Source organism: Micromonospora inyonensis (genome assembly GCF_900091415.1).
GTDB lineage: Bacteria > Actinomycetota > Actinomycetes > Mycobacteriales > Micromonosporaceae > Micromonospora > Micromonospora inyonensis.
Map to the genome: position 1 here is coordinate 1,468,563 of NZ_FMHU01000002.1, position 24,218 is coordinate 1,492,780.

The 24,218-nt window shown below is 73.0% G+C and carries 14 protein-coding genes; 6 read left to right on the top strand and 8 right to left on the bottom strand.

Going from position 1 to position 24,218, the window contains the following annotated elements; translation table 11 throughout:
• The first annotated feature begins 208 nt into the window (after positions 1-208).
• On the top strand, positions 209-1,873 hold the full coding sequence (locus GA0074694_RS21130; RefSeq protein WP_091461082.1) for a right-handed parallel beta-helix repeat-containing protein: 1,665 nt from the start codon (positions 209-211) through the stop codon (positions 1,871-1,873).
• A gap of 5 nt (positions 1,874-1,878) precedes the next feature.
• On the opposite strand, the gene GA0074694_RS21135 is transcribed toward GA0074694_RS21130, so the two are convergent.
• From GA0074694_RS21135 to GA0074694_RS21155, 5 genes are all read right to left on the bottom strand, one after another.
• Entirely contained in the window at positions 1,879-2,829 is a 951-nt protein-coding gene (locus GA0074694_RS21135) for a DUF817 domain-containing protein (protein WP_141714226.1), read from the bottom strand.
• Between the two features lie 60 nt (positions 2,830-2,889).
• Entirely contained in the window at positions 2,890-3,822 is a 933-nt protein-coding gene (locus GA0074694_RS21140; protein WP_176738049.1) for a phosphotransferase family protein, read from the bottom strand.
• A 103-nt stretch (positions 3,823-3,925) separates the two neighbouring features.
• Positions 3,926-5,494, bottom strand: a complete 1,569-nt coding sequence (locus GA0074694_RS21145; protein ID WP_091461088.1) for a DUF6297 family protein — start codon at positions 5,492-5,494, stop codon at positions 3,926-3,928.
• Complete coding sequence (gene ccmA, locus GA0074694_RS21150; protein ID WP_091461091.1) at positions 5,491-6,174, bottom strand: heme ABC exporter ATP-binding protein CcmA; 684 nt, start codon at positions 6,172-6,174, stop codon at positions 5,491-5,493. Before ccmA ends, GA0074694_RS21145 begins: the two co-directional genes overlap by 4 nt.
• Positions 6,175-6,265: 91 nt before the next feature.
• A complete protein-coding gene (locus tag GA0074694_RS21155; RefSeq protein WP_176738050.1) occupies positions 6,266-6,877 on the bottom strand; it encodes a YcaO-like family protein in 612 nt (203 codons plus the stop codon).
• Between the two features lie 518 nt (positions 6,878-7,395).
• Here GA0074694_RS21155 and GA0074694_RS21160 point away from each other — a divergent pair.
• Positions 7,396-8,853 (top strand): transposase, encoded by a 1,458-nt coding sequence (locus GA0074694_RS21160; RefSeq protein WP_091461097.1) that lies wholly within the window; start codon positions 7,396-7,398, stop codon positions 8,851-8,853.
• A 4-nt stretch (positions 8,854-8,857) separates the two neighbouring features.
• Here the strand turns inward: GA0074694_RS21160 and GA0074694_RS21165 are convergent, their stop codons facing one another.
• Both GA0074694_RS21165 and GA0074694_RS31880 read right to left on the bottom strand, forming a co-directional pair.
• Complete coding sequence (locus tag GA0074694_RS21165; RefSeq protein ID WP_091461099.1) at positions 8,858-10,174, bottom strand: TIGR04013 family B12-binding domain/radical SAM domain-containing protein; 1,317 nt, start codon at positions 10,172-10,174, stop codon at positions 8,858-8,860.
• A gap of 80 nt (positions 10,175-10,254) precedes the next feature.
• On the bottom strand, positions 10,255-10,797 hold the full coding sequence (locus GA0074694_RS31880) for a hypothetical protein (RefSeq protein ID WP_091461101.1): 543 nt from the start codon (positions 10,795-10,797) through the stop codon (positions 10,255-10,257).
• A 554-nt stretch (positions 10,798-11,351) separates the two neighbouring features.
• Here GA0074694_RS31880 and GA0074694_RS31040 point away from each other — a divergent pair.
• From GA0074694_RS31040 to GA0074694_RS21195, 4 genes are read left to right on the top strand one after another with little or no spacing between them, the layout of a single operon-like run.
• Positions 11,352-11,681 (top strand): CU044_2847 family protein, encoded by a 330-nt coding sequence (locus GA0074694_RS31040; protein ID WP_141714227.1) that lies wholly within the window; start codon positions 11,352-11,354, stop codon positions 11,679-11,681.
• Between the two features lie 4 nt (positions 11,682-11,685).
• Positions 11,686-13,563 carry a VMAP-C domain-containing protein gene (locus GA0074694_RS21185; protein WP_091461110.1) on the top strand — a complete coding sequence of 626 codons (1,878 nt, stop codon included), beginning with the start codon at positions 11,686-11,688 and terminating at the stop codon, positions 13,561-13,563.
• Entirely contained in the window at positions 13,563-14,630 is a 1,068-nt protein-coding gene (locus tag GA0074694_RS21190; RefSeq protein WP_176738051.1) for an AAA family ATPase, read from the top strand. The genes GA0074694_RS21185 and GA0074694_RS21190 overlap by 1 nt, the downstream gene beginning before the upstream one ends.
• A complete protein-coding gene (locus GA0074694_RS21195; protein ID WP_091461112.1) occupies positions 14,627-19,234 on the top strand; it encodes an SAV_2336 N-terminal domain-related protein in 4,608 nt (1,535 codons plus the stop codon). The genes GA0074694_RS21190 and GA0074694_RS21195 overlap by 4 nt, the downstream gene beginning before the upstream one ends.
• On the opposite strand, the gene GA0074694_RS21200 is transcribed toward GA0074694_RS21195, so the two are convergent.
• Positions 19,199-24,175 (bottom strand): WD40 domain-containing protein, encoded by a 4,977-nt coding sequence (locus tag GA0074694_RS21200; protein WP_091461115.1) that lies wholly within the window; start codon positions 24,173-24,175, stop codon positions 19,199-19,201. The genes GA0074694_RS21195 and GA0074694_RS21200 overlap by 36 nt on opposite strands.
• Positions 24,176-24,218: the final 43 nt, after the last annotated feature.

Below are 24,218 nucleotides of genomic sequence, written 5' to 3' on the forward strand. Positions count from 1 at the left end.
TCCCCGTGGGCCCGTGCCGGTCGGCCGGCACCACACGGGCGGCCGGTTTCGTCGGTTCCGGCCATTCGTCCCACGGGTCGGCCGTACCGTCGAGCCAGGGCACGCCGAGGCTGTCCCGGGGTGGCCGGTCCGCACACCTCACCGTCCTGCCGGATCGTGCGGAGCCGGGCGCCCACGGATTCCGGGCGGCAGACAGGAGGGGGGTCCGGTGCCGCGCCAGGCGACGTCGACCGCTCCGGGACCGTCCCCGCACGGGGCGGCGGGTGCACCGTCGCTGTGCAACGCCCGGGAGCACGGGCTGACCGGGGACGGGACGACGAACGACCAGCCGGCTCTCGCCGCCCTCGTGAACCGGCTCGGCGACGTGTTCGCCGCCAACGGGCGGGCCCAGGTCATCTACTGTCCGCCCGGCGTGTACGCGATCCGCGACGCCGGCACGGTCTGGCGCAGCGGGGTCTCGCTGGTGGGAGCCGGGCCGGGTGCCACCCGCTTCGTGCTGAGCAACGAGGGCAATCGTGCCGAGCCCGTGCCCCTGGCGTTCCACACCGCCCAGCTGCACGGCGCCAGCCCCGACCACCACCTCGCCTACTGCACCTTCACCGACTTCGAGATCGACGGGTCGGGCGTCGCGTCGGCCGACTACAACCCCCTGGCCAAGGGCCTCGGGTTGCAGTACGTGATCGGCGGGCTGTTCCGCAACCTGTTCATCCACCACACCGCCGCCACCGGGTTCGGCTGCGACTTCCTCCAGGACACACTGGTCGAGGGGGTACGGGTCGTCGGATGCGGCCGGATGGACAACGGCCTCGAGATGGGCGGTGCCGGCATCGGCGTCGGCATCGGCGCCTGGGGGGCCGTGGAACGGCTGACTATCGCCAACTGCAGCGCCGTGGGCAACGCCACCAACGGGATCTTCCTGGAGATGCAGTACCGGGACGAACCCCAGCCGCGCGGCATCCGTATCGCCAACTGCCATGCCCAGGGCAACCGCTTCGGCATCGCCGACTGGGGCGCCGACGGGCTCATCGTCACCGGGTGCACGATGACCGGGAACCTCGAGGCGGGCTTCCAGGTGTCGGCCAAGGGCACCACCGGTATCCCCGGCAAGGGTGGACTGCTGACCGACTGCGTCATCGACGGCAACCTGCGCGACGGGGTCAGCATCGGCAACACCCGGGGCCCCTACACGGTGCGCGGCAACCGGATCAGCGGCAACGGTCGTTACGGCTACCACCACCATGACCTGGGTGCCAGTGACGGCACAGCCGCCGAGGAGATCGTCATCGAGAGCAACGACATCTGGGGCAACAGCGCCGACGGGATCCGGTTCGACCGCCCGCTGCGCGACACCGTCGTCATCAACAACCGGATCCGCAACAACGGCCGCCAACGCGCTCCCGCCACCGCCGGCGGCGGGGAGTCCGTCCGCTACCGCGACACCACCCTGGTCGACCACCAGGCCACCTGGCCGAAGGACGGCCACCGGGGCAAGGTGCTCCGCGTCGGCGACCGTCTCGCCGTCGTGGCCGCCAACGACGAGAACACCCTGACCCTCGCCCCCATCCGTCCCGGCGCGACCAGCGCCTGGTCGGCTGCCACGCCCCTGCCCGGTGCCGCGTACGAGCTGCCGGCACCGCCCGCGAACCGCGCCGGGATCACCATCAACGCCAGCGTCAACGCCGTCACCATCCGGGGCAACCTGATCCGTGACAACGGCCCCGGCACCCAGACCCACGGCCTGTGGATCACCGATCGGGGCAGCTGCCTGAACTGCCGGGTGGTGGAGAACGACCTCGACGGTAACCGCACCGCCATCCAGGCGGACACCCCCGCAGTCGGCGGTCACTGGGAGGGCAACTACGGCAACCCGTAGCGGGATCAGCTCGGCTCCGACGAGGAGGACGGGAGCCCGTCCGGTCCGGACGCTGTCGTGTCGGCGCCCACCGGCGGGGCCGACGGTGGGTCGTCGGGCGGTTGCGGCGGCGAGATCCAGGTGACCAGCACGACCGAGATGATCATGAGGAGGAACCACGACGCGAGCTTCGCCGGCGAGACGGGTTGCCAACCGCCCAACTGGCTGGGGTAGAGCCAGGCGTTGGACCAGGTGGCGATGTTCTCCGCGAGCCAGATGAAGAAGGCGACGAGGAGGAACGCCAGCAACAGTGGCATGCGCCAACGGAACCGGAATACGCGGAACTGCATGACGCAGCGACCGAACACCAGCACGACGACGGCGATGAGCAGCCAGCGGACGTCCAGGACGTAGTGGTTGGTGAAGAAGTTGGCGTAGATCGCGGTAGCCAGGACGGCCGTCGCCCAGCGTTTCGGGTAGCGCGCGAAACGTAGGTCGAACAGCCGGTTCACCCGAACCATGTAGGAGCCCACCGCCGCGTACATGAAGCCGCTGAAGAGCGGGACCGCACCGATGCGCAGCAGGCCGTCGGGCAGGTAGGACCACGATCCGACCTGGGTCTTGAACAGTTCCATGGCCGTGCCGACGAGGTGGAACAGGATCACGACCCGCAGTTCCCGCAGGGTCTCCAGGCGTGCCGCGACCATGACGATCTGGATGGCCACCGCCGCGATGGTCAGGAAGTCGTTGCGGGCGAGTGTCGCGTCCTGCGGATACCAGAGGTGCGCCGCGAAGATGACCACCAGCATGGCCCCGCCGAAAACGCACGCCCAGGCCTGTTTGAGCCCGAAGACCACGAACTCGGTCAGCCAGGAGGCCGGTCCGCGCTGCGGCAGCCGCGCCAGGATCGCGTGGACGCGGGCATCGATCGAGCGTTCGGTCGTGGTCCGGGTGGCTGGTTCGCCAGGGGTGCGCACCGCCCCGACGCTATCCTGCCAGCGCCGGCCCGCCCGAGTCGCCCGGGCGCACCGCCCGGCTCAGGTGCTCTCGGCCAGGAGCGCGTCCAGGGCGGCGACCGACTCCCGCCAGCCGGCGGGGCGGTCGTAGGCGATCCAGTTCCGTTCCGCCAGCGCGTGCAGCACCTCGTGGACGTCCAACCGCTGGTGCTCACCGGGGCCGTCGACGCCGTACCCCTCGGTGAGGGCGGTGGTGTCGGCGGGTCGGTGGTAGCGCACGTGCAGCCGGGTCTGGGCCAGGTCGCTCAACGGGTCGTTCCAGGACGCGCGTTCCAGGTCGACGACGCCGCACAGGCGGGGTTCGCCGGTGGCGGGGACCAGCAGGTTGCTGTCGACGAAGTCGTTGTGGCACAGCACCGGCCCCGGACACGCCGCCACGGTCTGGCGGTGGTCCTCGACGAAGCGCCGGATCCGATCCGCCAGGCGCGACGGGCCACCGGTCCGCAGGTACCGCGCGGTCAGCTCACCGGTCCGGGCCACCACGTGCTCCCACGCGGTGGGCCGACGTGGCCCGTCGTCGAGCAGGTCGCCGAACTGCCGGCCGGACACCCGGTGCAACTGCCGCAGAGCCCGACCCACCTCACGGGTGAGGGCCGTCGTCCGGGCCGGGTCGAGGTCAGCGCGACGGTCCGCCCAACGCACGCCGTCCAGGCGGGTCATGAGCAGGAAGCCGACGGCCGACGGCCCGAGCTGCCCGTACCCGACCGGCCGGGGCCCCACGACCCCGGGCACCTCACCCAGCAGCCGCTGGGCCAGCACCTCGGTGTCCAGCCGCCGTCGGGCGGTCGCGGGATAGACCTTCAGGACGTACGGCGACCCGTTGCCGTCGCGTACGCCGACGACCTGGCCCACCGCACCCTGCACCGATGGCGCCCACCGGTCCAGCTGGATGCCCGGCACCTCCGGTCGTAACCGGCCGAGAACATCGCCGAGCACTTCGGGATCGACTGCCACGGGCACCATCCTGCCGTTCGCTCGGGCACGCCGCGTGGGTGGCCGGTCGGCAGTCGTAGCGTGGTCACCCGCTCGGACCGGGTGCCGCATGGAACCGCTGTCTTCAACGTCGCTCGTCGCCTCTCCCGGCGAGAAGGACGAACGCGACCACCCCGACCGCCGAGACGATCGCCTGAGGCAGGATCATGGCGGTGGGCGCGCCGGTGACCAGGGCGACCAGGGTCGGCGCGGTGAACAGCACGGCGACGTCGTAGCCGGTCGCGGCCCAGTGCAGCGGCCCGGTCGGCAGGATACCCATGGGAGTCACGATCGGCGGCAGCTCGTGACGGACCGCGCCGCGTCGTGCCGCCCGGAGCGCCCCCACCGCCAGTCCCGGCCCGGCAGCGGCACCGAGCAGCGGCCAGACCCAACCGTCCGCGCCGGGGGTCCGCGCCGCGAGCAGGGCACCCGCACCGGTACACCACGCCACGGCGAGGGTCACCGGCAGCGCCGACCGGGCGCCCACCAGGGTCGGGCCAGGGAGGTTGAGCAGCCGACGCAACGCGGGCAGGTCTCGGTCCCGTCTCGCGTTGACCGTCGACGGCGTGATCGCGACGAGCCCGCTCAGCAGCCAGCCGACGGCCAGCGTGACGCCCCAGCCGGTGAGGATGCCCAGGAGCGCCGGCACCAGCAGGGCCGCCCCGGCGGCCAGGAGATGCTGGGGAGATCGGCGGAGTACGACGAGATCGTGGCCGACCACGGCACGGGGACCGGCGACCCTCGGCAGCCCACCGCCCCTCGGGGAGCGCACGGCCCACCGGCGTTCCTCGGCGGCCCGGGACGCGATGCCCGGGTCGACGGTCACCAGCCCCGCACCCGCGATCGCCCCCAGTGTGCTGCCGGCGGCCAGCCGGCGCAGGGGAAGCCGGTCGAGCCGCCGCACGGCGACCGCGGTGACCACGAGCCCGGCGAGCACCGCCCACGGCAACCAGGACCCGCCCCGGCCGTCGGCGGCGGCCTGTGGCCAGCTCCACGGACCGATCCAGGTGGACACCACCGACGCCGGAGTCCGGACCACGGTCAGGACCGCGGCCGCCACGCCGAGGAGCACCGCGATTCGTTCCAGCACTGTCGCCGAGGCGTCGGTCACGGTCTGGACAACCATGACGAGGGCCCCGGTCAGCAGCCCAGCGGCTATGCCGGCGGTCACCACCGCTGCGGCTGCCGCCTGGTCGGTCGCCCCGACGACGGCCACCACGAAGGCGCCGTGCAGCGCACCGGCGACGGCGGCGACCGACAACACCAGCGCGGCGGAGGGGAGCAGGAGAGCCCGCCGGTCGACCGGGCCGGTCAACCACCACGCCAACGTGGCCGGGGTGGCGGTGACCGGACCGAACCGGGCGGCGACCGTCAGGGCGAAGGCGTACCCGAGTAGACCCACGGCGAGCAGCGGTACGGCCGTCGCGGGATCCGCCGCGCGACTGACGCCGCTGAGCAGCCGGGGCAGCGTACCCGCCCCGACAGCGATGCCCACCAGGATGGACAACGACAGGAAGTAGATGTTTCCGGCCCGGCCCTCGTGCTCGCGGCGGCGCTGCCTCAGCCACCGCCGTGCCGCCCCGGGTGGGGTGGCCCGCCACGGCCGCGCGTCGGACACCGGGGAATCGGCGGGTGCCCGCCTCGTCACACTCATCGCGCGCCGCTGCGTCGACGCCGCTTCCCCGACGTGCCCGCCGGCCGAGCGGTGGTGTCCCGATCCAGCGAGAGCGTGCGCAGGCCCGGGCCGGTGGCGAGCGAGGCGTCGTGGGTGACCAGCACGACCGCACCGCCACGGTCGGCGTACTCGACCACCAGTCGGCCGACGGCGTCACGGCCGGTCTCGTCGAGGTGCCGCTCCGGTTCGTCGAGCAGCAGGAGCCGGCTCGGACGGGCCAGCACCATGGCCACCGCCAGCCGCTGGCGTTGCCCGGACGACAACTGACCGGGAACGGTGTCGGCGAAACCGTCGAGCGCGAGCGCAGTGGTCAGGTCGGCGGCGGTGAACCAGTCGTCCGGCAACGGGTCGTTGACCAGTTGGACGAAGCTCAGGTGCTCGGCGGCGGTCAGGTTCGGGTACCACGCACCACCGTCGAGGAGGGCGGCGACGGAGCGGCGGAAGCGGGGGGCACGGTCGTCGGCCGTCCGTCCCTCGACCGTCACCGTGCCGCCGAGTGGTCGCTGCTGACCGGCCAGGCACCTGAGCAGGGACGACTTTCCGCTGCCGTTGCGGCCGGTCACCACCAGCACCTCCCCGGTGTCGACGTCCATCCGCAGAGCGTTGAACAAGGGCTGGTCTCGATAGCCCACGGACAGGTCACGGCTCTCGAGAAGCATCAGGGCCTTCCTCCCCACCACCGGTCGGTGAGGACTGTTTCGTCGGATGTAGGCGCATTGACACGCTACCGGAGTAGCGCAGGGAATACGGTCAGGGAAACGGGTGCGGATGAGGATTGACCGCTGTGTCCGGCAGCACGGAGGTGCGGTGCCCCAGGCGTACGGGTACCGTCCTCAATCGCTCGATTCCGTGGATCCGCCGATTGGCGTGCCCGAATGTCATCGGCAGGGTGCCCGGCACGATGACCTTGACGCACGACAGTCCCGCAGCCCGGTGCTCCGCAGTGGTCTGATCCACCACCAGCACATCCATGCCGGGGGAGAGGAAGCGGCCTATCAGGGCGTGCAGATCGTTGCGCAGGTCGTCCTGGGGAACGAGACTGCACCGGCGGGACATCTCCGCCACCGTGGTGGTCCGGTCGGAGGCGAGCAGGAAGTCCATCCGGCTGCGAACCGCCGGATGGGAGTAGAGCAGCGAGTGATCGACCATCCGGCGGACCAGGGCGTCGTCGCGGACCATGGCCTCGATCCGGTCGACGTGTCGGGGAGCGGACCGCGCCACACTCGCCGCAATCGGGCCGAGTTCGCCGAGAGCCTGTCGCAGCGCCTGTTCGGGTCGGGGTGGGCACCCCCCCCCGCATATGTGTCGAGGTGCCGATCGGTTGGTGGAACCTCGAGGCGCACCCCCCGCTGCTGTCGACACTGTATCAACGCGGTGAAGTTGACTGTTTACGATCAGTATCCGGTCTCTGTTCGGATTCCGGCACTCTGAGATGACCGTTGATGGTCGATTCGACCCGGGTCACGTCGACGCTGCCCGTGTCGTCCGACCGGGTCGTCCTCGTGGCCGTCGGAATGCGGAGGCGGTGGCGAGGCCACCGGAGTCCGGGTCCGGGTTCCCGGAGGGTCATGTAAGGAACTCCGGTGCTTGATCAGCCCGGTGGTCCTGGGATTGCATGAGCATCCCGGTTGGTCCGGTGGGTGGCGACGAGTTGGGGTCTGAGGGAGAGCCTCGTACCGCTGATTGCCACCGCTGGTCTGGCCACGGATGCCCCGGATGAGGGAAGTGGGCCGGCCCTGCGAGGCCGGGCCCGGTTGCAGCACATGAGTGGGAGCCGTCGTCGGAGGGCTCTGCCTCCTTGGGACCGTGGCTGTCGTGCGGTGTTGACCTGCGCGGATCGCCGGAGCAGGTAGATGGTCTATGTGCCTGGGAGGCGGTAAGTGCAGCGCAGGTTGGTCGGTATCGATTTGGGGATCGCGTCGGCGCACACGGTACGGGTGCGTGACGAGGCCGGACGGGAGGTGTGCCGGCGGCGGTGCGAGCCGACGGTGGAGAGCCTGACCGCGATCGAGTCCGCGGCGTTGGCCGGCGCTGCGACGGGGACGCGGTTGGAGGTGGTGATCGAGCCGACCGGGCCGGCGTGGCTGCCGATCGCGGTGTTCTTCACCGCTCGGGGGCATCTGGTGTTCCGGGTGTCGAGTGCGAAGGCGGCGGATCTGCGCCGGTTCCTGTCGCGGCATGCGAAGTCCAACGGCATCGACGCGGATACCCTGGCCCGCCTGCCGTTGATCGACCCGGACGGGCTACGGCCCCTCGAACTGCCGGGCGCGGCCGCGGCGGCGTTGGACCGGCGGGTGCGCGCGTGTGACCGGCTGACCATGGCCGCATCCGAGCACAAGGTGCGGATCAAGGATCTGGTCCGGCAGGTCATGCCGTGCACCCCGCTGACCGGTGATCTGGGCAAGGCCGATCTGGCGGTGCTGGAACGCTACGCCGACCCGCGTGCCCTGCTGCGGCTGGGCCGGGCCCGGCTGACCGCGCTGATCGTCAAGGCCTCCCACAACCACCAAGGAGCGGCACGCGCCGAGCAGTGGCTGGCCGCCGCCCAAGCGGCGGTCGACCTCTACGGTGATCACCCGGCGGTCGCGTTCACCGACCTGGCCGCCGAGATCGCCACCGAGGTCCGGCTACTACGCGCCATCGCCACCGAGCTGGCCGCGCACGCGGCCGAGCGGGAGACCTGCTACCGGTGGGTCGACCCGATGCAACTGGCCCGTAGCCTGCCCGGCCTGGCCGAGGTCGGCGGACCGGCGATGACCGCGGTCATCGGTGACGCCGCCCGGTTCCCCACCGCGGCGCACTTCAAGTCCTACTTGGGGCTGGCGCCGCGCGCGTCAGAGACCGGTGACACCGACCGCAAGGGCCAGCCGATGTCCAAGGCCGGCTCCCGGCTGGCCCGGGCCACTCTGATCCGGGCCGCGGACTGGGCCCGCAAGCAGGACCCGCAGCTCGCGCGCGTCTACCACCAGCAGATGGTCGAACGCGGTGCCGAACACCTCAAGGCCAGCTGTGTGGTCGCGGCCCGGCTCGCCGAACGGCTCTGGACCGTGATGCGCCGCCGCATGCCGTATGTCATCTGCGACGTCGACGGCACCCCGGTCACCCCACAGCAGGCGAAACAGATCATCGCGCAGCAGTGGACCGTGACCGAGGAGATCCGCCGCAGGCGGCGCAGCAACAAGCGCAGGGCGGGGAAGGCCCCTCACCAAGTCCTCACGGGACATGATCGAAAAGACGCTCGAAGCGTACGAACGAGGCGACCTTCCCCACCCGAATCCTCCGCGACACCGTCACGGACCGTCAAGCAACCCGCCGTCTTGACAACCGATCCTCGATAGGGAATCAGCGGTCCACGACGGGCAGGATGGTGCGGCTCCGGCCGGGCCGAGGGTGCGCGTCGGCGGCCGCGGCCAGCCGTACCGCGTGGTCGCGCTGCTTCTGCCAGTGGCCGTACAGGGCACCGCGCTGGGAGAGCCGGTCCACCTCCCGGATGGTCTCCGGGGCGACGTCCCCGGGCGGTGCCTCCCGCCACGGGGTTCCGGGCAACGGCATGAACGTGTGCGCGTGGATCCGGGCGCCGAGGTCGGCCAGCTCACGGGCCAGCCGCAGGGAGGAATCGACGTCGGACTGGTCCTCGCCGGGCATGCCGAAGATCATGTCGACGTTGATCCGGAAGCCCTCCTCGATGCCGAGGCGCACCGCCCGTTTCACCTCCTCGACCCCGTGCCCACGCTTGGCGGCGTCCAGGATCCGGTCGGAGCCGGACTGCGCGCCGACGATGATGTTGGTGTTGGCGCAGTACTTGCGGACCAGGCGCAGCGCGTCGCGGGTGATGTGCTCGGGTCGTATCTCGCTGGGGAAGGAGCCGAAGAAGACCCGCCCGTCCGGGCCGATCCCCTCCCGGCAGGAGGCGAGAAGTTCCTCGACCGCGTCGAGGTTCGCCTCGTCCGTCTGGCTGCCGTACGACAGCGCGGTCGGGGTGATGAACCGGACGTCGCGTAGCCCGCGCTCCCGCATGGCGTCGACGTGCCAGCGGACGTTGGCCACGCTGCGGTGCCGGAACTTCGCGGAGAACATGAACGGGGTCTGGCAGAACCGGCAGGAGAAGACGCAGCCGCGCGTGATCTCCAGCGCGTTGAACCGGTTCCACCGGAGGGAGAAGCCGCGGAACTCGTCGAGCGGTCGCCGTTCCGGGCGTCGGGTGCGGACGACGGCACCGGTGGCGTCCCGGTACGCGAGCCCCGGGATCCCGGTCGGGTCGCCGACTGCGTCGACCAGGCGCAGCAGCGTCGTCTCGCCCTCCCCGACCGCGGCGACGTCCCACCCCGCGTCCAAGGTCTGCCCGGGTTCGGCGGTGGCGTGCACCCCACCGGCGACCTGCGCCACGTTGGGGGCGTCGACCAGTCCACGGATCAGCGCCAGCTCCTCCGCCAGCGCCTCGGCGTCCGGCGAGTAGAACGACCAGAGCACCAGGACCCGCTGCGCGCCACCGTCGAGCGCGCTCCGGATGTGGGTCGCCGTCGACTCCGGGGTCTCGCCGAACCGGACCTCGTACCGGGTGCTGGTCGGGTGCTGCTCCAACGCGCCGAGCAGGACGTGGAATCCGTACGTCACCGCCTTGCGGTAGCGCAGCACCAGCACCAGGGCGGGAGCGTCCATGGCGGCGATTGTGCCAGGCGGTGCACGACGCCGACCCCGTGCACCGTCCGCGGGTCACCTTCCCCGAGCGATCACCCGCGTCACGTGCAGGAACGGGCTCCCAGGTAGGCGCTGCCGTCGCCGTTGCCACCCTCGGGGTCGAGGGCGTAGACGTGGATCGGGGTGCCCGGTGAGCAGCCGGAGAGCGTGAACCGGAAGCCGTGCACGCCGGTGATGCCGAGTGCGTCGTTCACGTCGGACCGGTGCAGGGTCGTGGGAAACTCGCCCAGGTATGTACCGACGCCTGCCGGTCCGCCCCGGTACACGGTCACCGTCGAGGAGGTGCCCGGCTGGTCCAGGTCGGCCGCCCAGCCCTCGACGGTCGAGCCGGTGAGCGTGTCGATGTTGCCCCGTGGTGGTGAGGTCCAGCGGAAGACCCGGGTGTCGCCGACGCTGAAGGCCAGATTGGTCAGTTGTGAGCAGTTGCGGCACATCTCCACGTCGCTCGGGTAGAGGACGGTCTCGTAGAGCCGTGGCATGGCCTGCGGTAGGTGGATGGTCTTGTAGCCGGTGCTGCCGGCATGAACCAGCACCGTGTTGCCCGCCGCCTCCACCGTGTCGCCGACCGGCGCGAAGTGGTGCACCCCGGCGTCAGCGGCCCCCAGGCGAACGCGACCTGGACGACGGCCAGCACCCCCACCACGGCGGTGACCGCCACCGGTCGGACCCGACGCCACACCAGGGCCACCGCCATGGCCAAACCGACGACGCTGGCCCCCCAGCCGCCCGGCGTGGGCGCGGCGGCGACCGCGAGGAGCGCCACCACGCCGGCGACGGCCACGTCGAAGGCGACGCTGCGCACCGGTCGCCCCAGGATCCTCCGTGTCATCGCCACCCAGCGTACGAGCCTTCCCGGCCCCGGACCGGTCGACCCGCGGTTGTGCCGGCCCACGTCGATCTGCACGGGTCTTCCCGTGGCATTCCCGGCGTCGCCCGTGGCGTTCCGGCGTTGCCCGTGGCGACGGCGGTGAGCACCCCGGCCGCCCGCACCTGTCGGATCCGGGCGGCCGGGGTGCCGCTGACGGGGTACGCACCACAGTGGACGAGTGCGCGCTTTCGAGATCGGCTCTTCTGCAAGGGGTCCCGGTGGCACTACGGTTGCACGAAGAGTCACCGCATCGGGACCGAGGAGCGCGGCGTGCGCGAGCTGATCGAGGTTCACCTTCCTTCCGGACGCAGCATGTGGGTCACCGTGGACTCCGAACAGGAGTCCCGCGACGTGGGGTTCGGTGAGCGGTTCGCCGAGCTTCCGGGGCTGGCGGAGATCGTCGAGTGGGTGACCTCCGGGGTGACCGCCGGACTGCGACATGCCAAGCCGGACCGGCTGACCGCCGAACTCGGCGTCGAGTTGGCGGTCGGGGAGCGGGGGCTGGTCGCCGCGCTCGGCGGCGTCGGGGGCAAGACCGCCGTCAAGGTCACGATGAGCTGGGGGCCGGCGGACGACGAGCCGGCCACCGACCCCCGGTGACGGCATGGCCGCGCCGGACCGTACCGACCAGTTGACCGCGTTGCTGAAGGACTGTCTGGTGCTGGTTTCCGGACGCGGTGAGGGGAGCGGCTTCTTCGTCGGTCCCGGACTGGTGGCCACCTGCGCCCACGTGGCCGGCGCGACCGGTGACCGGGTCACGGTCGGGTGGCGCGACGCCGACCTGCCGGGCACCGTCCGCTGGGCCTCCACGCTGACCGGCCGGGGTCTCGCCCCGTACCCGGACCTGGCGGTCGTCGAGGTGGTCGTGCCGCCCGGCGGTCACCCCGCGGTGTGGTTGGACGACCACCTGCCGGCCATGTCGGCGCGGCTCGTCGTCGTCGGGCACGCCCGGACGTACGGCCCGCAGGTCGGCCGGACGTCGGGGTGGTTCGCCCACGGCGGCGACTACGAGGACATGATCCGGCTGACCGGGGACGAGGTGGCGCCGGGAATGTCCGGCGCGCCCGTCCTCAACGCCGAGACCGGTGGGGTGTGTGCCATCACCAAGGCGACCCGGCGGTCGGGACAACCCTCGGGCGGGGTCGCCGTCCCGGTGCGGGCCATCCGGGCGATCATGGATCCGGCCCCGTACCGGCGGCTGCGCCGGGAGCACGATGCCTACCACCGCCGCAACCGGCGCTGGACGGGCCTGGCCGACGATCTTCCCGGCGCGGCGGGACCGGTCAGTCGCCGGGCCGAACGGGAACTGCGCGCGATCCTCTCCGGGCTGCCGGCGACCGACCACGAACAGCACCTGACGACCTACCGGGCGGTGGCCGGTGACCTTGCGGTGCCACCCCGGCACCCCCTGCACGACCACGGTGACGTGGTCAGCGAGCTGGCCGGGCTGCTACCGGCCGAGGACGGTTTCCCGCACGTGCTGGCGTACGCGATCGACATGTCCTCCCGCGTCGCCGAGCAGTCCGTCGCCGAATCGTTGCGGGTGTGGGCGCGGATGTCTCCGCAGACCCGCCGGGACCGTGACGAGGCGGCGAACCGGTTGGCCGACGCGCGGGTCGGCGTCCCGGACGCGGCCACGTCCCGGATCCCGTCGGTGCTGGTGTACGTGCGCCCCGCCGGCCAGGACCGGCGGCGGTACCGCTGTGAACTCTGGCGCTACGAGGACGAGGACGACATCACCCCGATCGCCACGGACGACCCCGACCGGTCGCTGGAGGAGCTGCGGCGGCACCTGCGGGACCGGCTGCCGGAACTGGCCCGTGGCGGACCGGACGACGGGCGGCGTCCCATGATCGAACTCGTGCTTCCGTACCACCTTCTCGACGAGGACGTCGACCACTGGCTGGAGGCCCCGGACCGCAACCCCTGGTCGGTTCTCGGGCAGACCAACCCGGTGGTGGTCCGCGAGCTGGAGCGCTTCGAGGAGGACGACGAACGCCTCGGCACCTGGCGGCGACGGTGGAAGGCGCTCGACGGCCAGGACGTCGGCGTCGCCCTCACCCCGGTCTCCTGCCTGGAACGCCGGGAGCACCGGGCCCTGCACGCCTGGTTCCAGCTTGAACCCGCGCTGGGCGCGCTCGTGCTGCCGGGCTCACCGCAGGACGGTCCCGCACGAGGGGCGCTCGAGGTCGGGCTGCACTGCGGCGTTCCGATCGTGGTGTGGCGCCGGCGCGGGTGCACCGGGCAGCCCGAGATCTCGCACCGGGACTGCCCGGGGAGCCGACTCTCCGAGGCGGTCGCGGCCGAGTTCGGCAAGGCCGGCCGGGACGACGTCCCGGAGCGGATCAGGCGGCTGCGCAACCGCGCCGGTGCCGACGGGCATCCCGAGTGCGGACACGACGTCGTCCTGCTGTGGGACGACCCTGGTCGCCGGCTACCGCGGCCACGGATGGCGCCACCGACGCAGGGAGCAATACGGTAGTGGGTGAATTCCTGATCTACCAGGGCACCGGGGTCGCCGACCGCGACGACGACCGGATCGCGCGGCGGGCCGAACCCCCGCCGTGGCGGGTCTTCGACGGGGAACCACCGACCCCGCTGGACCGGGACGCGCCGGTGGGACGCAAGCTTCCGTACCGGACCAGGACGGTGCCCTACCAGGCCGACGAGGACACGGTCCGACTGGTCAACGTCGCACTGCACCTGCGCCGACCACTCCTGGTGACCGGCCACCCGGGCACCGGCAAGTCCACCCTGGCGTATGCCGTGGCGCACGAGCTGCGGCTCGGCCCGGTGCTGCGCTGGTCGATCACCAGCCGGTCCACGCTGACCTCCGGTCTCTACCACTACGACGCGGTCGGTCGCATCGAGGAGGCCAACGCCCGCGCCGCCGGCCAGCCGGGCGCCCGGACCGCCCCGGAGGCGGACCGCTTCCCCCGGAGCGGGAACGACCCTGGCCGGTGGGGTCCGGTCGACATCGGACGGTTCCTGCGGTTGGGGCCGCTGGGCACCGCCTTCGCGCCGTACGCGTGGCCCCGCGTGCTGCTCGTCGACGAGATCGACAAGAGCGACATCGACCTGCCCAACGAGCTGCTCGACGTGTTCGAGGAGGGCGAGTACGGCATCCCGGAACTGCAACGGATCGCGGACCTCGTCCCACAGGTCCGGGTGCGCCCGGCGGACAACGGCGAGCCGGTGACCGTGAACGACGGGCGGGTCCGCTGTCGCGAGTTCCCGTTCATCGTCCTGACCAGCAACGGGGAGCGCGAGTTCCCGCCTGCCTTCCTGCGCCGGTGCGTCCAGCTGGACCTGGCCCAACCTGACGAGCGACGGATCGAGGCGATCGTCCGGGCGCACCTGGGCGACGGGGCGGTCGCCGAGGCGGCCGATCTCATCGCCGACTTCCTGGCCCGCCGGGAACAGGGGCAGCTCGCCACCGACCAGCTGCTCAACGCGGTGTACCTGCTCCACCGGGCCAGCGGTGACGGCCGGCCCGACCGGGACGAGCTGGTCGACGTGGTGCTGCGCGAGCTGAGCGGCCCGGGGTGACCGCACGGATCGACCGCCTGCTCGCCGTCCTCGACGCCGCCGGCGTGCGGTTGACCCCTGCCGAGCTCGCCGAGGCGATCTGGCTCGCCCTGCGGGTGGACGTGGCCGGACGGGTGTCCACTCCGGCCGGCAGCGGGTCCACCGGACCGTCGCCCGGGGAATCCGTGCCAGGTCCGGCGGACCCCGTGCCCGGTCCGGCATCGTCCCGGCCGTCCGGCCCGGGACAGGTCGAGCTGCGGCTGCCGGTGCCGGCGGGCGAGACTCCGCCGGACGCGGCCGACCGGGTGGCGGGACGCCCGGGGGAACCGGCCGACCCGGTCACGGGCGGCCCGGAACCGCTGGTCCCGGGGACCGCCCCCGACACCGACCCGGTGGGCGGAGCCGACGACGGAGGGCTGAGCCTGGCGACGGTGCCGGGGTGGCCGCTGTCGGTGCCCACCGCCAGCGCGCTGCCCGACAGTGGTCAGGTGCTGCGCGCCCTGCGCCCGCTGAAGCGGCGCATCCGGTCCGGCCACCGCGCCACCATCGACGAGGTGGCCACCGCCTGCCAGATCGCCGAGCGGCGGCTCTGGACACCGGTCTGGCGGCCCGCGACGGACCGCTGGTTGCACCTCACGCTCGTGCTGGACCGCAGCTCCGTCGGCGGGATCTGGGCCCGCCTGGGGCACGAGGTCCGTACCCTGCTGGAGCGGCTCGGGGCGTTCCGGACGATCCGGGTGGCGTACCTGGGCCTGCGCCAGGACGGGACGATCGGGGTGACCGCGCGTGCCCGTCCCGGCGGGTCGGGGCCGGCGACCGCGCCGCGCTCACCCCTGGGCCTGGCCGACCTGACCGGCGACCACCTTCTCCTGGTGCTCAGCGACTGCGTCAGCCGCCCCTGGCACGACGGTGAGATGTCCCGGGTGCTCGGGCACTGGGCGCGCCGCGCACCCGTGGCGATCCTCCAGCCGCTGCCCGACCGGCTGTGGTCCCGTACCGGTCTCGACCCGGTCCCCGGGCGGCTGTCCGCCCCGCGTGCCGGCGCGCCGGGCACCGCGTACGGGTTCACCTCGGCCTGGCGGCGGCGTGGCCTGCCGGAGCGCAGCGGGCCGGTGCCGGTGCTGGAGATCGAGCCGAGGTGGCTGCGGTCCTGGGCGAACCTGGTCGCCGGCCGGGCGGTCGGCGGCATCGACACGATCGTGACGCCCGCCGGGGTGGCCGTCGCCCGCCAGCCGGTCGTCACCGTGGACCCGGACGGGTCGGCGGACCCCTCGGTCGACCCGTCCCCTGAGCAGCGGGTCCGCACGTTCCGCGCCGGAGCGTCGGTCCCGGCCTACCAGCTTGCCCGGTACCTGTCGGCGGCGGTGCCGCTCAACCTCGCGGTGATCCGCGTCGTGCAGGCCGTGATGGTGCCCCGGGCCCGCCCGTCCCACCTGGCCGAGGTGCTGTACGGCGGGCTGCTCGCGCCGGTGTCGCCGGGCGGCGGGGCGGACGACGAGCAGCACCTCGAGTTCCTTCCCGGCGTCCGTCAGGTGCTGCTGGGCACCCTGCACCGGGCGGAGGCGGGCCGGGTGCTCGCCGACGTGTCCCGTTACCTGGAGCGGCACCTGGAGCGGACCGGGGCGTCGTTCACCGCGGTGGTGTCCGCCCCGGTGGGCGGACTGACGGTCCCGGCGCTGCGCCAGCCGTTCGCGCAGATCCGTGCGGAGGTGTTGCGCAGGCTCGCCGGGCGTGCGGGACCACCCGGTGACACGGAGCCGGCGGGCGGTCCGGGGGAGTCGGCGGGCCCGGCGTGGAGGTCGGGGCCCGCCGCCGGTCGCCTCACCATCCTGCACCTGACCGGATGGGAACCGGGCGGTGCGGACGACCCCGGGCCCGCGTCGGGACGGTTCGACCCGGCCCTGCTCGACGACCTCGTCGCCACCTGCCGCCGCGACCGGATGGTCCCGCACCTCGTCGTCGTCACCGCCGCGGTGACCCGGCGGGCCACTCCGGCGGAGTACCAGGCGGCCTACCGGATGCTGGAGGACCTGCGGACGCGGCTGGACCTGCCCACCGGCCGGACGGTCGTCGTCCCCGGCCTGTCCGACGTCAACGAGGGCAGGTGTCTGGCGCACTTCCTGGACCGGGCGGCCGACGGTGCGGAGCCGGTCCCGCCGTACTGGCCCAAGTGGGAACCGTTCGCGGAGCTGACCGCCCGACTGCCCGGCGCGACGGCGTTCCAACCGCACCAACCCTGGCAGCTGCTGCCGGTCCCCGCCGCGCGCACGGTGGTCGCCGTGCTGAACTCCACCATGTCCGTCAGTCACCTGCCGGGCGAGCGGTTCGGCCGGCTCGGCCACGCCCAGCTGCGCTGGTTCGCCGACCGGCTGCGCGCCTACGAACGCCGCGGCTGGTTGCGTGTCGGCGTACTGCACCACGACCCGACCGGCGAGGCGGGCGATCCGGGGCTCCGGGACGCGGACGATCTCACCCGTCTGCTGGCTCCCCACCTGGACGTGGTGCTGCACGGTCACCGGGGTGGCGTACGCGAACTCGGTCTGACCGGGGTGCCGGCGGTCGGTGCGCACCGCGCGGACGACCCCACCGCACCGGACACGGACCGGACGGGTGAGGCCGGCGGGTACCGGTACCAGCTGGTCGACCTCCGGCCGGGAACGCTGCGCGTCCTGCCGCGCGGCCACGGAGCGGGGCCGGCCCCGACGGCCGGGGAGGTCGTCTCGCACGCCTACGGCGACCACTGGTGGCCGCCGGACGCCGAGGGGTCGGGCAGCGGTGCGACGGGCGGTGCCGACGCCCTGACCGACGGAACCCGGACCGACCTGCTGGCCCGGGTGGCCCGGATCTACCGTACCCGTACGCCGGACGCCACCATGGCGGAGCACCGGTGGCCGGGTACACGCCGTGGCGGTCCCTTCGCCGGCTACCTGGTGGTCTCGCCGGGCGGCGAGCACTTCTCCGCTCCGTACCGGATCGGCGTGTACGACGGCGAGCCGCGCGCGGAGACCGTGCGGCGGTTCCTGGACGACGTGGTCCGGCCGGCGGGTCCGCACCGCGACGCCACACTGGTCTGCCGGTCGGCACCGGCCGACCCCGGCCTCCGGGAACGGGCCCTCGGCCAGGGCGTCCGGTTGGTGAGCTTCGCCGACTTCGAACTCGGCGACGACGTGCTTCGGTCCGCCGAGAGGTGGGCGGCGTCGCTCGACGCCGACCCGGCGTTCCCGGCCGTCCACTACGTCGCGCAGCCCTACGTCCTGTTCGACCCCGGCACCGGGTCGTCCGGCACCCCCGACGGGGCACCGGTCCCGCCGGCACCCGACCTGCTGGGCCGCCTCCGCCGGTGGTTGGCGGCCCCGGAGGGGCAGGTGATCGCGGTGCTGGGCGCCTCGGGGACCGGCAAGACGTTCCTGTTGCGGGAGCTGGCGCGTCGGCTGTACGCCGACCACGACCCGGTCGTGCCGATCTTGGTGGACCTGCGGAGCCTGGACTGGCGGGTCGGCCTGGCTGAACTGATGGCGATCAACCTGGCCCGGAGCGGCGTACGTCGGGTGGACCTGGACCTGAACCGGTACCTGCTGCACGAGGGGCGTGTCGTGCTGCTGTGTGACGGGCTCGACGACCTCGCGACCCGTACCGCTCACGACAAGCTGGGGGAATGGGTGGCCGGCTGGGAGGCCGGCGCGCGGATCTGGCCCGGTCGCAGCAAGGTCGTCCTGGTGAGCCGGGACGCCGACCTGCTCGCCGACGCGCTCGGCGCGTACGCCGCCGAGGACCCGGCCGGCGCGGTGGTGCGTTGGGTCCGGCTCGTCGGCCTGGACCGGGAGCGGATGCTCGAGTTCCTGGCCCGGCGACTCGGCGGCCCGGAGCGGGCGCGTGACCGGCTGGAGTTGCTGGGGCGGGTCGGCGGCCTGCCGGGGATGGCCCGTAACCCGCGGATGCTCGCCTTCATCGCCGACATCGACGAGCAGTGGCTGCGCTCGGCCGCGTCGGGTGGTGGCCGGGTGACCGTGGCGGACCTCTACCGGTGGCTGATCAGCGACTGGCTCGACGGGGAACGCAGGCGGGGCGGGGCACACCACATCGTCCTCGACGACCTGGAGCGTGCGGCGACCTACCTGGCCCGGCGGCTGTGGGAGTCGGGCGAGCCGGCGCTCGGCGCGGACGCGCTCGGTGCGGCGGCGGACATCCTGACCCGGCTCGGCACCGCCCGGGGCGGCGGGACGCCGGGCCGCAGTGCGACCGCGCGGCTGCTCGGCGCCGGCACGCTGCTGGTGCGCGATTCGGCGTACCGCTTCCACTTCGTCGACCAGTCGGTCCTCGAATGGCTGGTCGCCCGGGAGATCGCCGACCAGTTGGACCCGGACCAGCCGGCCGGCCGGGTGCGTGGGCTGCTGCGTCGGGAGCTGACCCCGTTGCTGGTGGAGTTCCTGTGCGACCTCGCCGGGCACGACACCGCCCGCCGATGGGCGGAGGCAGCGAACGCCGACCCGGCCGCGCCGCTGGAGGTCCGGTCCGCCGCCCACCGGATCCTGGACCACCTCGACCGGTTCGACGCGGGTCGGCCCGGTCCGGACCAGCGCGGAGCCGGTTCACCAGACCCGCCCGCCGGAGGGGACCGGGCGTAGCGCCGGGACGTACGGGTCGAGTTCGCCCGGCTCGAACCGGCACATCCCGATGGCGTACCAGTACTCGCCGTGCGGCTGCCCCGTCAGGACGTACCGTTGGTCGTCGAGCAGGACGGCCGAGCCGCCGGCGGCCAGCGGCACGAGCACCGCGTGCGGTCCGGCACGTGTGGTGTCCCAGAATCGGACGGCACGATCGCCGCCGGCACTGGCCAGGTGACGGCCGTCCGGGGTGTAGGCCAGCGAGCAGATCCAACCGGCGTGGCCGGTGATCGTGTGGGCGAGCTGACCGGTGGCGGTGGCCCAGATCCGGATGGCGCCGTCGGCTCCGGCGCTGGCCAGGTGGTAACCGTCCGGGGAGAAGGCGATGGCGGTGACCGCACCCTCGTGTCCGGCGAGCACGCGGGGCCGCGCTCCGGCGTCGAGGCCCCGGATCCGGATCGTCCCGTCCTCGTCCGCGCTGGCCAGATGACGCCCGTCGGGGGAGAAGCCGAGTGCCCGGACGGTGTTGGCGTGCCCGGGCAGGACCTGCCGCCGGCCGGTGCCGAGATGCCACACCCGGACCGTGCCGTCCGTGCCGGCACTGGCCAGGTAGTGCCCGCCCGGCGAGAACGCGATGGCGGTGACCCCGCCGTACCGCCCGGCTAGGGCACGGACCGCTCCGTGGCCGGAGACGTCCCACATCCGGATCGTGCCGTCGACGCCGGCACTGGCCAGGTGGCACCCACCCGGCTCGAAGGCGATCGCGCGGACCGCCCCGATGTGCCCGGTCAACGTCCGTTCGAGTTCCGCCGTGGTGGGGTCCCAGACCCGGATGCCGCCGTCGTGGCCGGCGCAGGCGAGGTAGCGGCCGTTGCCGGAGACGGCGAGTGCGGTGACGGCGGTGTCGGGGCCGCCCGGTTCGCTGAGCACGCGGGGCTGGTCGCCGACCACGGGACTCCAGATCCGTACCGCGCCGTCGCCCGATCCGACCGCCATCCACGGATCGCCCTCCCGGGGCGAGAAGCACAGTGCGCGGGAGTCGCCGCCGCCGCCCCGGACGGTGCGCGACAACCTGCCCTCGGCGGTGTCCCACACCCGGACCGTCTCGTCGTCGCCCGCGCTGGCCAGATGCCGACCGTCCGGGTAGTAGGCGATGGCGTGGACGCTGCCGCCGTGGCCGGTGAGGGTATGCAGAGCTTGGCCGGTGCCACCGTCCCAGACCCGGATGGTGCCGTCGTCGCCGGCACTGACCAACCGCCGCCCCTCGGGGGAGAAGGCGAGAGCGCGGATCCAACCGGTGTGACCGGTCATGGTGTGGACGATGGCGCGGGTGGTCACGTCCCACACGTGGATGCGCCGGTCGTCGCTGGCGCTGGCCAGCCGATCGCCGGAGGGGGCGTACCCGACGGCGTGGACCGTGCCGGTGTGGCCGGTGAGGGTGTGGAGGGTGTGGCCGGTGGTGGTGTCCCAGATGCGGATGGTCTCGTCGTCTCCGGCGCTGGCGAGGTGCCCGCCGTGTGGGCTGTAGGCGACGGTGCGGACGCGTCCGGTGTGGCCGGTGAGGGTGTGGGGGGCGTGGCCGGTGGTGGTGTCCCAGATGCGGATGGTCTCGTCGTCTCCGGCGCTGGCGAGGTGCCGGCCGTCTGGGCTGTAGGCGACGGTGCGGATGCGTCCGGTGTGGCCGGTGAGGGTGTGGAGGGTGTGGCCGGTGGTGGTGTCCCAGATGCGGATGGTCTCGTCGTCCCCGGCGCTGGCGAGGTGCCGGCCGTCGGGCGGGTAGGCGACGGCCCGCACCGTCCCGGTGTGCCCGGCCAGCATCCGCAGCGGCATTCCGTTGCCGGCGTCCCACACCCGGATCGCGCCGTCCTGGCCGCCGCCGGCCAGCAGCCGTACGCCGAAGGCCACCGCGACGGCGTGCACGACGGCGCAGGAGGCGATCTGGGGTTCGGCGGCGGTGTCGTCGGGCAGGGCGGCACCGAGCGTGTCGACGCCCCGCAGTGCCTCGCCGTCGGCTCCGGTCGCCGCCACCAGGGCGGTCCGGCGTAGCCGCACGTTGGTGAGGACCGCGCCGGTGAGGTCCGTGCCGAGCAGCCTCGCCCCGGTCAGGTCGGCCTCGGTGAGGTCGGCGTCGCGCAGCGTGGCCCGGTCCAGGCGGGCCCCGGTGAGGTTGGCCTCGGTCAGGTTGGCCCCGGTGAGGTTGGTGCCCACCAGCCTCGCGCCGGTCAGGTCGGCCCCGCCGAGGTCGGCGCCCGCGAGGAACCGGGCGGAGAAGTCCTCCCCGCGCAGGTCGAAGCCGGGCATGTGCAGGGGCGACGAGGTGGCCACCCGCAGGTGTCGGAGGACCTCCACGGCGTTGCGTCCCACCCCGCGCGCGGTGGACCGGCCGGCCAGCGTCTGTTCCGCCCAGTCGCGCATGGCGTCGTGACCGGCCAGGCCGACCAGAAAATCGATCATGAGCGGGGACATGGACCGGCCGATCAGACCGGGGGCGGCGCCACCCCCGGCGGTCAGCTGGCCGGCGAGGTGGTTGGCGATCAGCCACTCGCGTACCGAGTGGTGGACGAAGGTGAACCGTCGCTCGCCGTACCGGACCAGCAGTGTGCTGGACCCGAGCAGGTGGGCGCTCTCCTGCGGCTCCAGGGCGGCGGTCTCACCGACCGCGGTGGCGGTGAGCTGGGACAGCGTGGCCGCGGCGGCCCCGAGGTCGTCCAGGCTGAGGCTGTCGTCGGGCGAGTCCCACAGCCGGAGCGCCAGATGGGTCACGGCCTCCCAGAGGTCCGCCTCGCTGGGGGCGAGCGGACCGAGGCGGCCGAGCCGCCTGGTCTCGTATGCCAACCAGCGTTCGAGTACCCGCCGGTAGAGGCCGGCGGCGGTGATGGGGTTCCCGGCGTCCGTCCCGACGTGCAGTGACTCCTCACCCAGTTCGGTGATGAACCCGAGCATCCGCGGATTGCGGGACAGCCCGAGCAGGTCCTTGACGTCACGGAGGAGTTCGAGGCGGTGCCGGGCCCTGACCGGATCGCGCAGCTGGTGGGTGAGGAAGGTGAGGATCTGGTGGTCGTCGAAGTCGGCCAGGCGTACCACCCGGCGGTCGGCGCCGAGCTGGGCCCCGAGCGCGGACAGCACGTCGGCGTCGGTGAGGAAGTGCTGGTCCCGGCTGGTGACGATGACCTTGGCCCGGTCCTCGGCCGCCTGCACGATGGTGTCCAGGTGGTTGGTGGCGCGGTCGTAGCTGACCCGGGTGGCCAACTCGTCGAAGCCGTCGAAGAGCAGTGCCACCCGGCCCTCGCGCCGCAGGTACCGGAACGCGTCGAGATCGATCTGCCGCTGGCCGTGCCGGGAGAGCTGCACGGCGACGAGTTCGTCCAGGCTGTACGCCTTCTCGAAGCCCCGCAGGTCGATCAGCACCGGCACCGTGCGGGAACCGTCGTCGCGCATCCGGCGGGCCAGCTCCCGCAGCAGGAAGGTCTTGCCGTGTCCGAAGGTGCCCAGAACCACCACCAGCCGCCCGCGCGGCGCGTCCACCCAGTCGCGCAGCCACGCGAGGAGATCCGTGGACGGCGGTGCCTCCGACGGTGCCCGTGCTCCGGGCAGGAACTCCGTGTAGCGCTGCGGGACGTAGGCGGCGGACGGATAGACGGGGTCGCTGTCCAGCACGGCGTCCTGACGTTCGGTGAACCGGTCGAGATCGGGTCCGAGCTGGAAGTCGGCGAAGGTGACGAGGGCGACGCCGCGCCCGCGGGCCCACTCACGCAGTCGCGGATCCGTCGCCGCCCCGACGTGCACGAGGCTGGCCGTCCGGCCGGCGCTGCCGGTACGGAACCGGGCCAGCACCTCGACGAACCACCCGACGTCGTCGTGGGTCGGGACGGCGGCACACACCCCGATCGGATGCTGCTCCGCCGGGCCCCGGTCGCCGCGCGTGGAGTCGGGGGAGACGCGCAGATAGGCAACCCTCGTCGAGTCGGGCTGCCGGACCAGGGTGACGTCGGCCGCCGGATGGCGCAGGCGGCAGACCTCCGCGACCTGGTCCGCCAGCCGCCGTAGCGCCGCCGGTGGGTCCGGGTGGCGGGGCAGGGGCACCGCCCGGCGCGGAGGCGGGTACGGGAGCGGGACCGGCCCGGTGCTGCCGGCCGGACACGGACCGTCGGGCAGCGTGTGCACCCGCAGGTGGCCGGGGTGCACCTCGACGAGTTGCCAGCCGCCACTCCCGCCGCCGAGCACCGGCACGCCGACGGGGCGCAGGAGGGCGAGCGCGGGCTCGTCCGGCTGGCCGTGCACCACCAGATCCAGGTGCGGGCCCAGCGCGTCGACGAACCGGTCGGCGTCGGCGAGCCGACCGCTGGTGCCGGCGGCACCGTCCGGCCGGTGGTGCAGCACGCCGACCCGCAGCCAGTCCCGCCGGGCGGGCGCGGACAGGTGGTCGGAGAACCAGTCGATCTGCTCCGCGCCCAGGTGGCCGTACTCGTCGCCGGGTAGGTGGGTCTGGGCCATCGTGGAGTTGAAACCGGCGACGACGACACCCAGGTCGGGGTGCTCGGTGAGGGTCCAGGGTTGGTCCCGGGGCAGCTCCATGCCGTGGAACCGGCGGACCATCGTGGCGAACGGCTGCCACTTCTCCCAGTACGGCGGCGTCGGCTGTTCCTCGTCGGCGGCGCACTGGAGAAAGTAGGCGTGGCACTTGAGGCGGTTGACGTCGCTGCTGCCCGGAACCAGCACGATCCGGCGGTGATCGATGGCGAGCGCGTCTCGCAGGGTACTCAGGGTCTGGTGTGCCATCTCGTATTCCGCCGGGGTCGCGCGTTCGGCGAGATTGCCCGTGACCATCACCAGATCCGGCGGACGCGGTGCCTCCGAGGAACTCAACTGGTCGAGCAGGGAGTCGACCATGTCGCGCGATGACCGTGTGCCGGCCTGCGGGGAACGCGTCGCGGCCAGGAAGTCCGGGCAGTGCAGGATCATGATCGGCGACGTGGTGTAAACCGGTGCCCCCCCACTTCCCGGA

Excerpts from the sequence above, each read along its gene's own strand:
- GA0074694_RS21145 (WP_091461088.1), bottom strand. The coding sequence starts at position 5,494 with ATGAGTGTGACGAGGCGGGCACCCGCCGATTCCCCGGTGTCCGACGCG.
- ccmA (WP_091461091.1), bottom strand. The coding sequence starts at position 6,174 with ATGCTTCTCGAGAGCCGTGACCTGTCCGTGGGCTATCGAGACCAGCCC.
- GA0074694_RS21165 (WP_091461099.1), bottom strand. The coding sequence starts at position 10,174 with ATGGACGCTCCCGCCCTGGTGCTGGTGCTGCGCTACCGCAAGGCGGTG.
- GA0074694_RS21185 (WP_091461110.1), top strand. The coding sequence starts at position 11,686 with ATGGCCGCGCCGGACCGTACCGACCAGTTGACCGCGTTGCTGAAGGAC.
- GA0074694_RS21200 (WP_091461115.1), bottom strand. The coding sequence starts at position 24,175 with ATGATCCTGCACTGCCCGGACTTCCTGGCCGCGACGCGTTCCCCGCAG.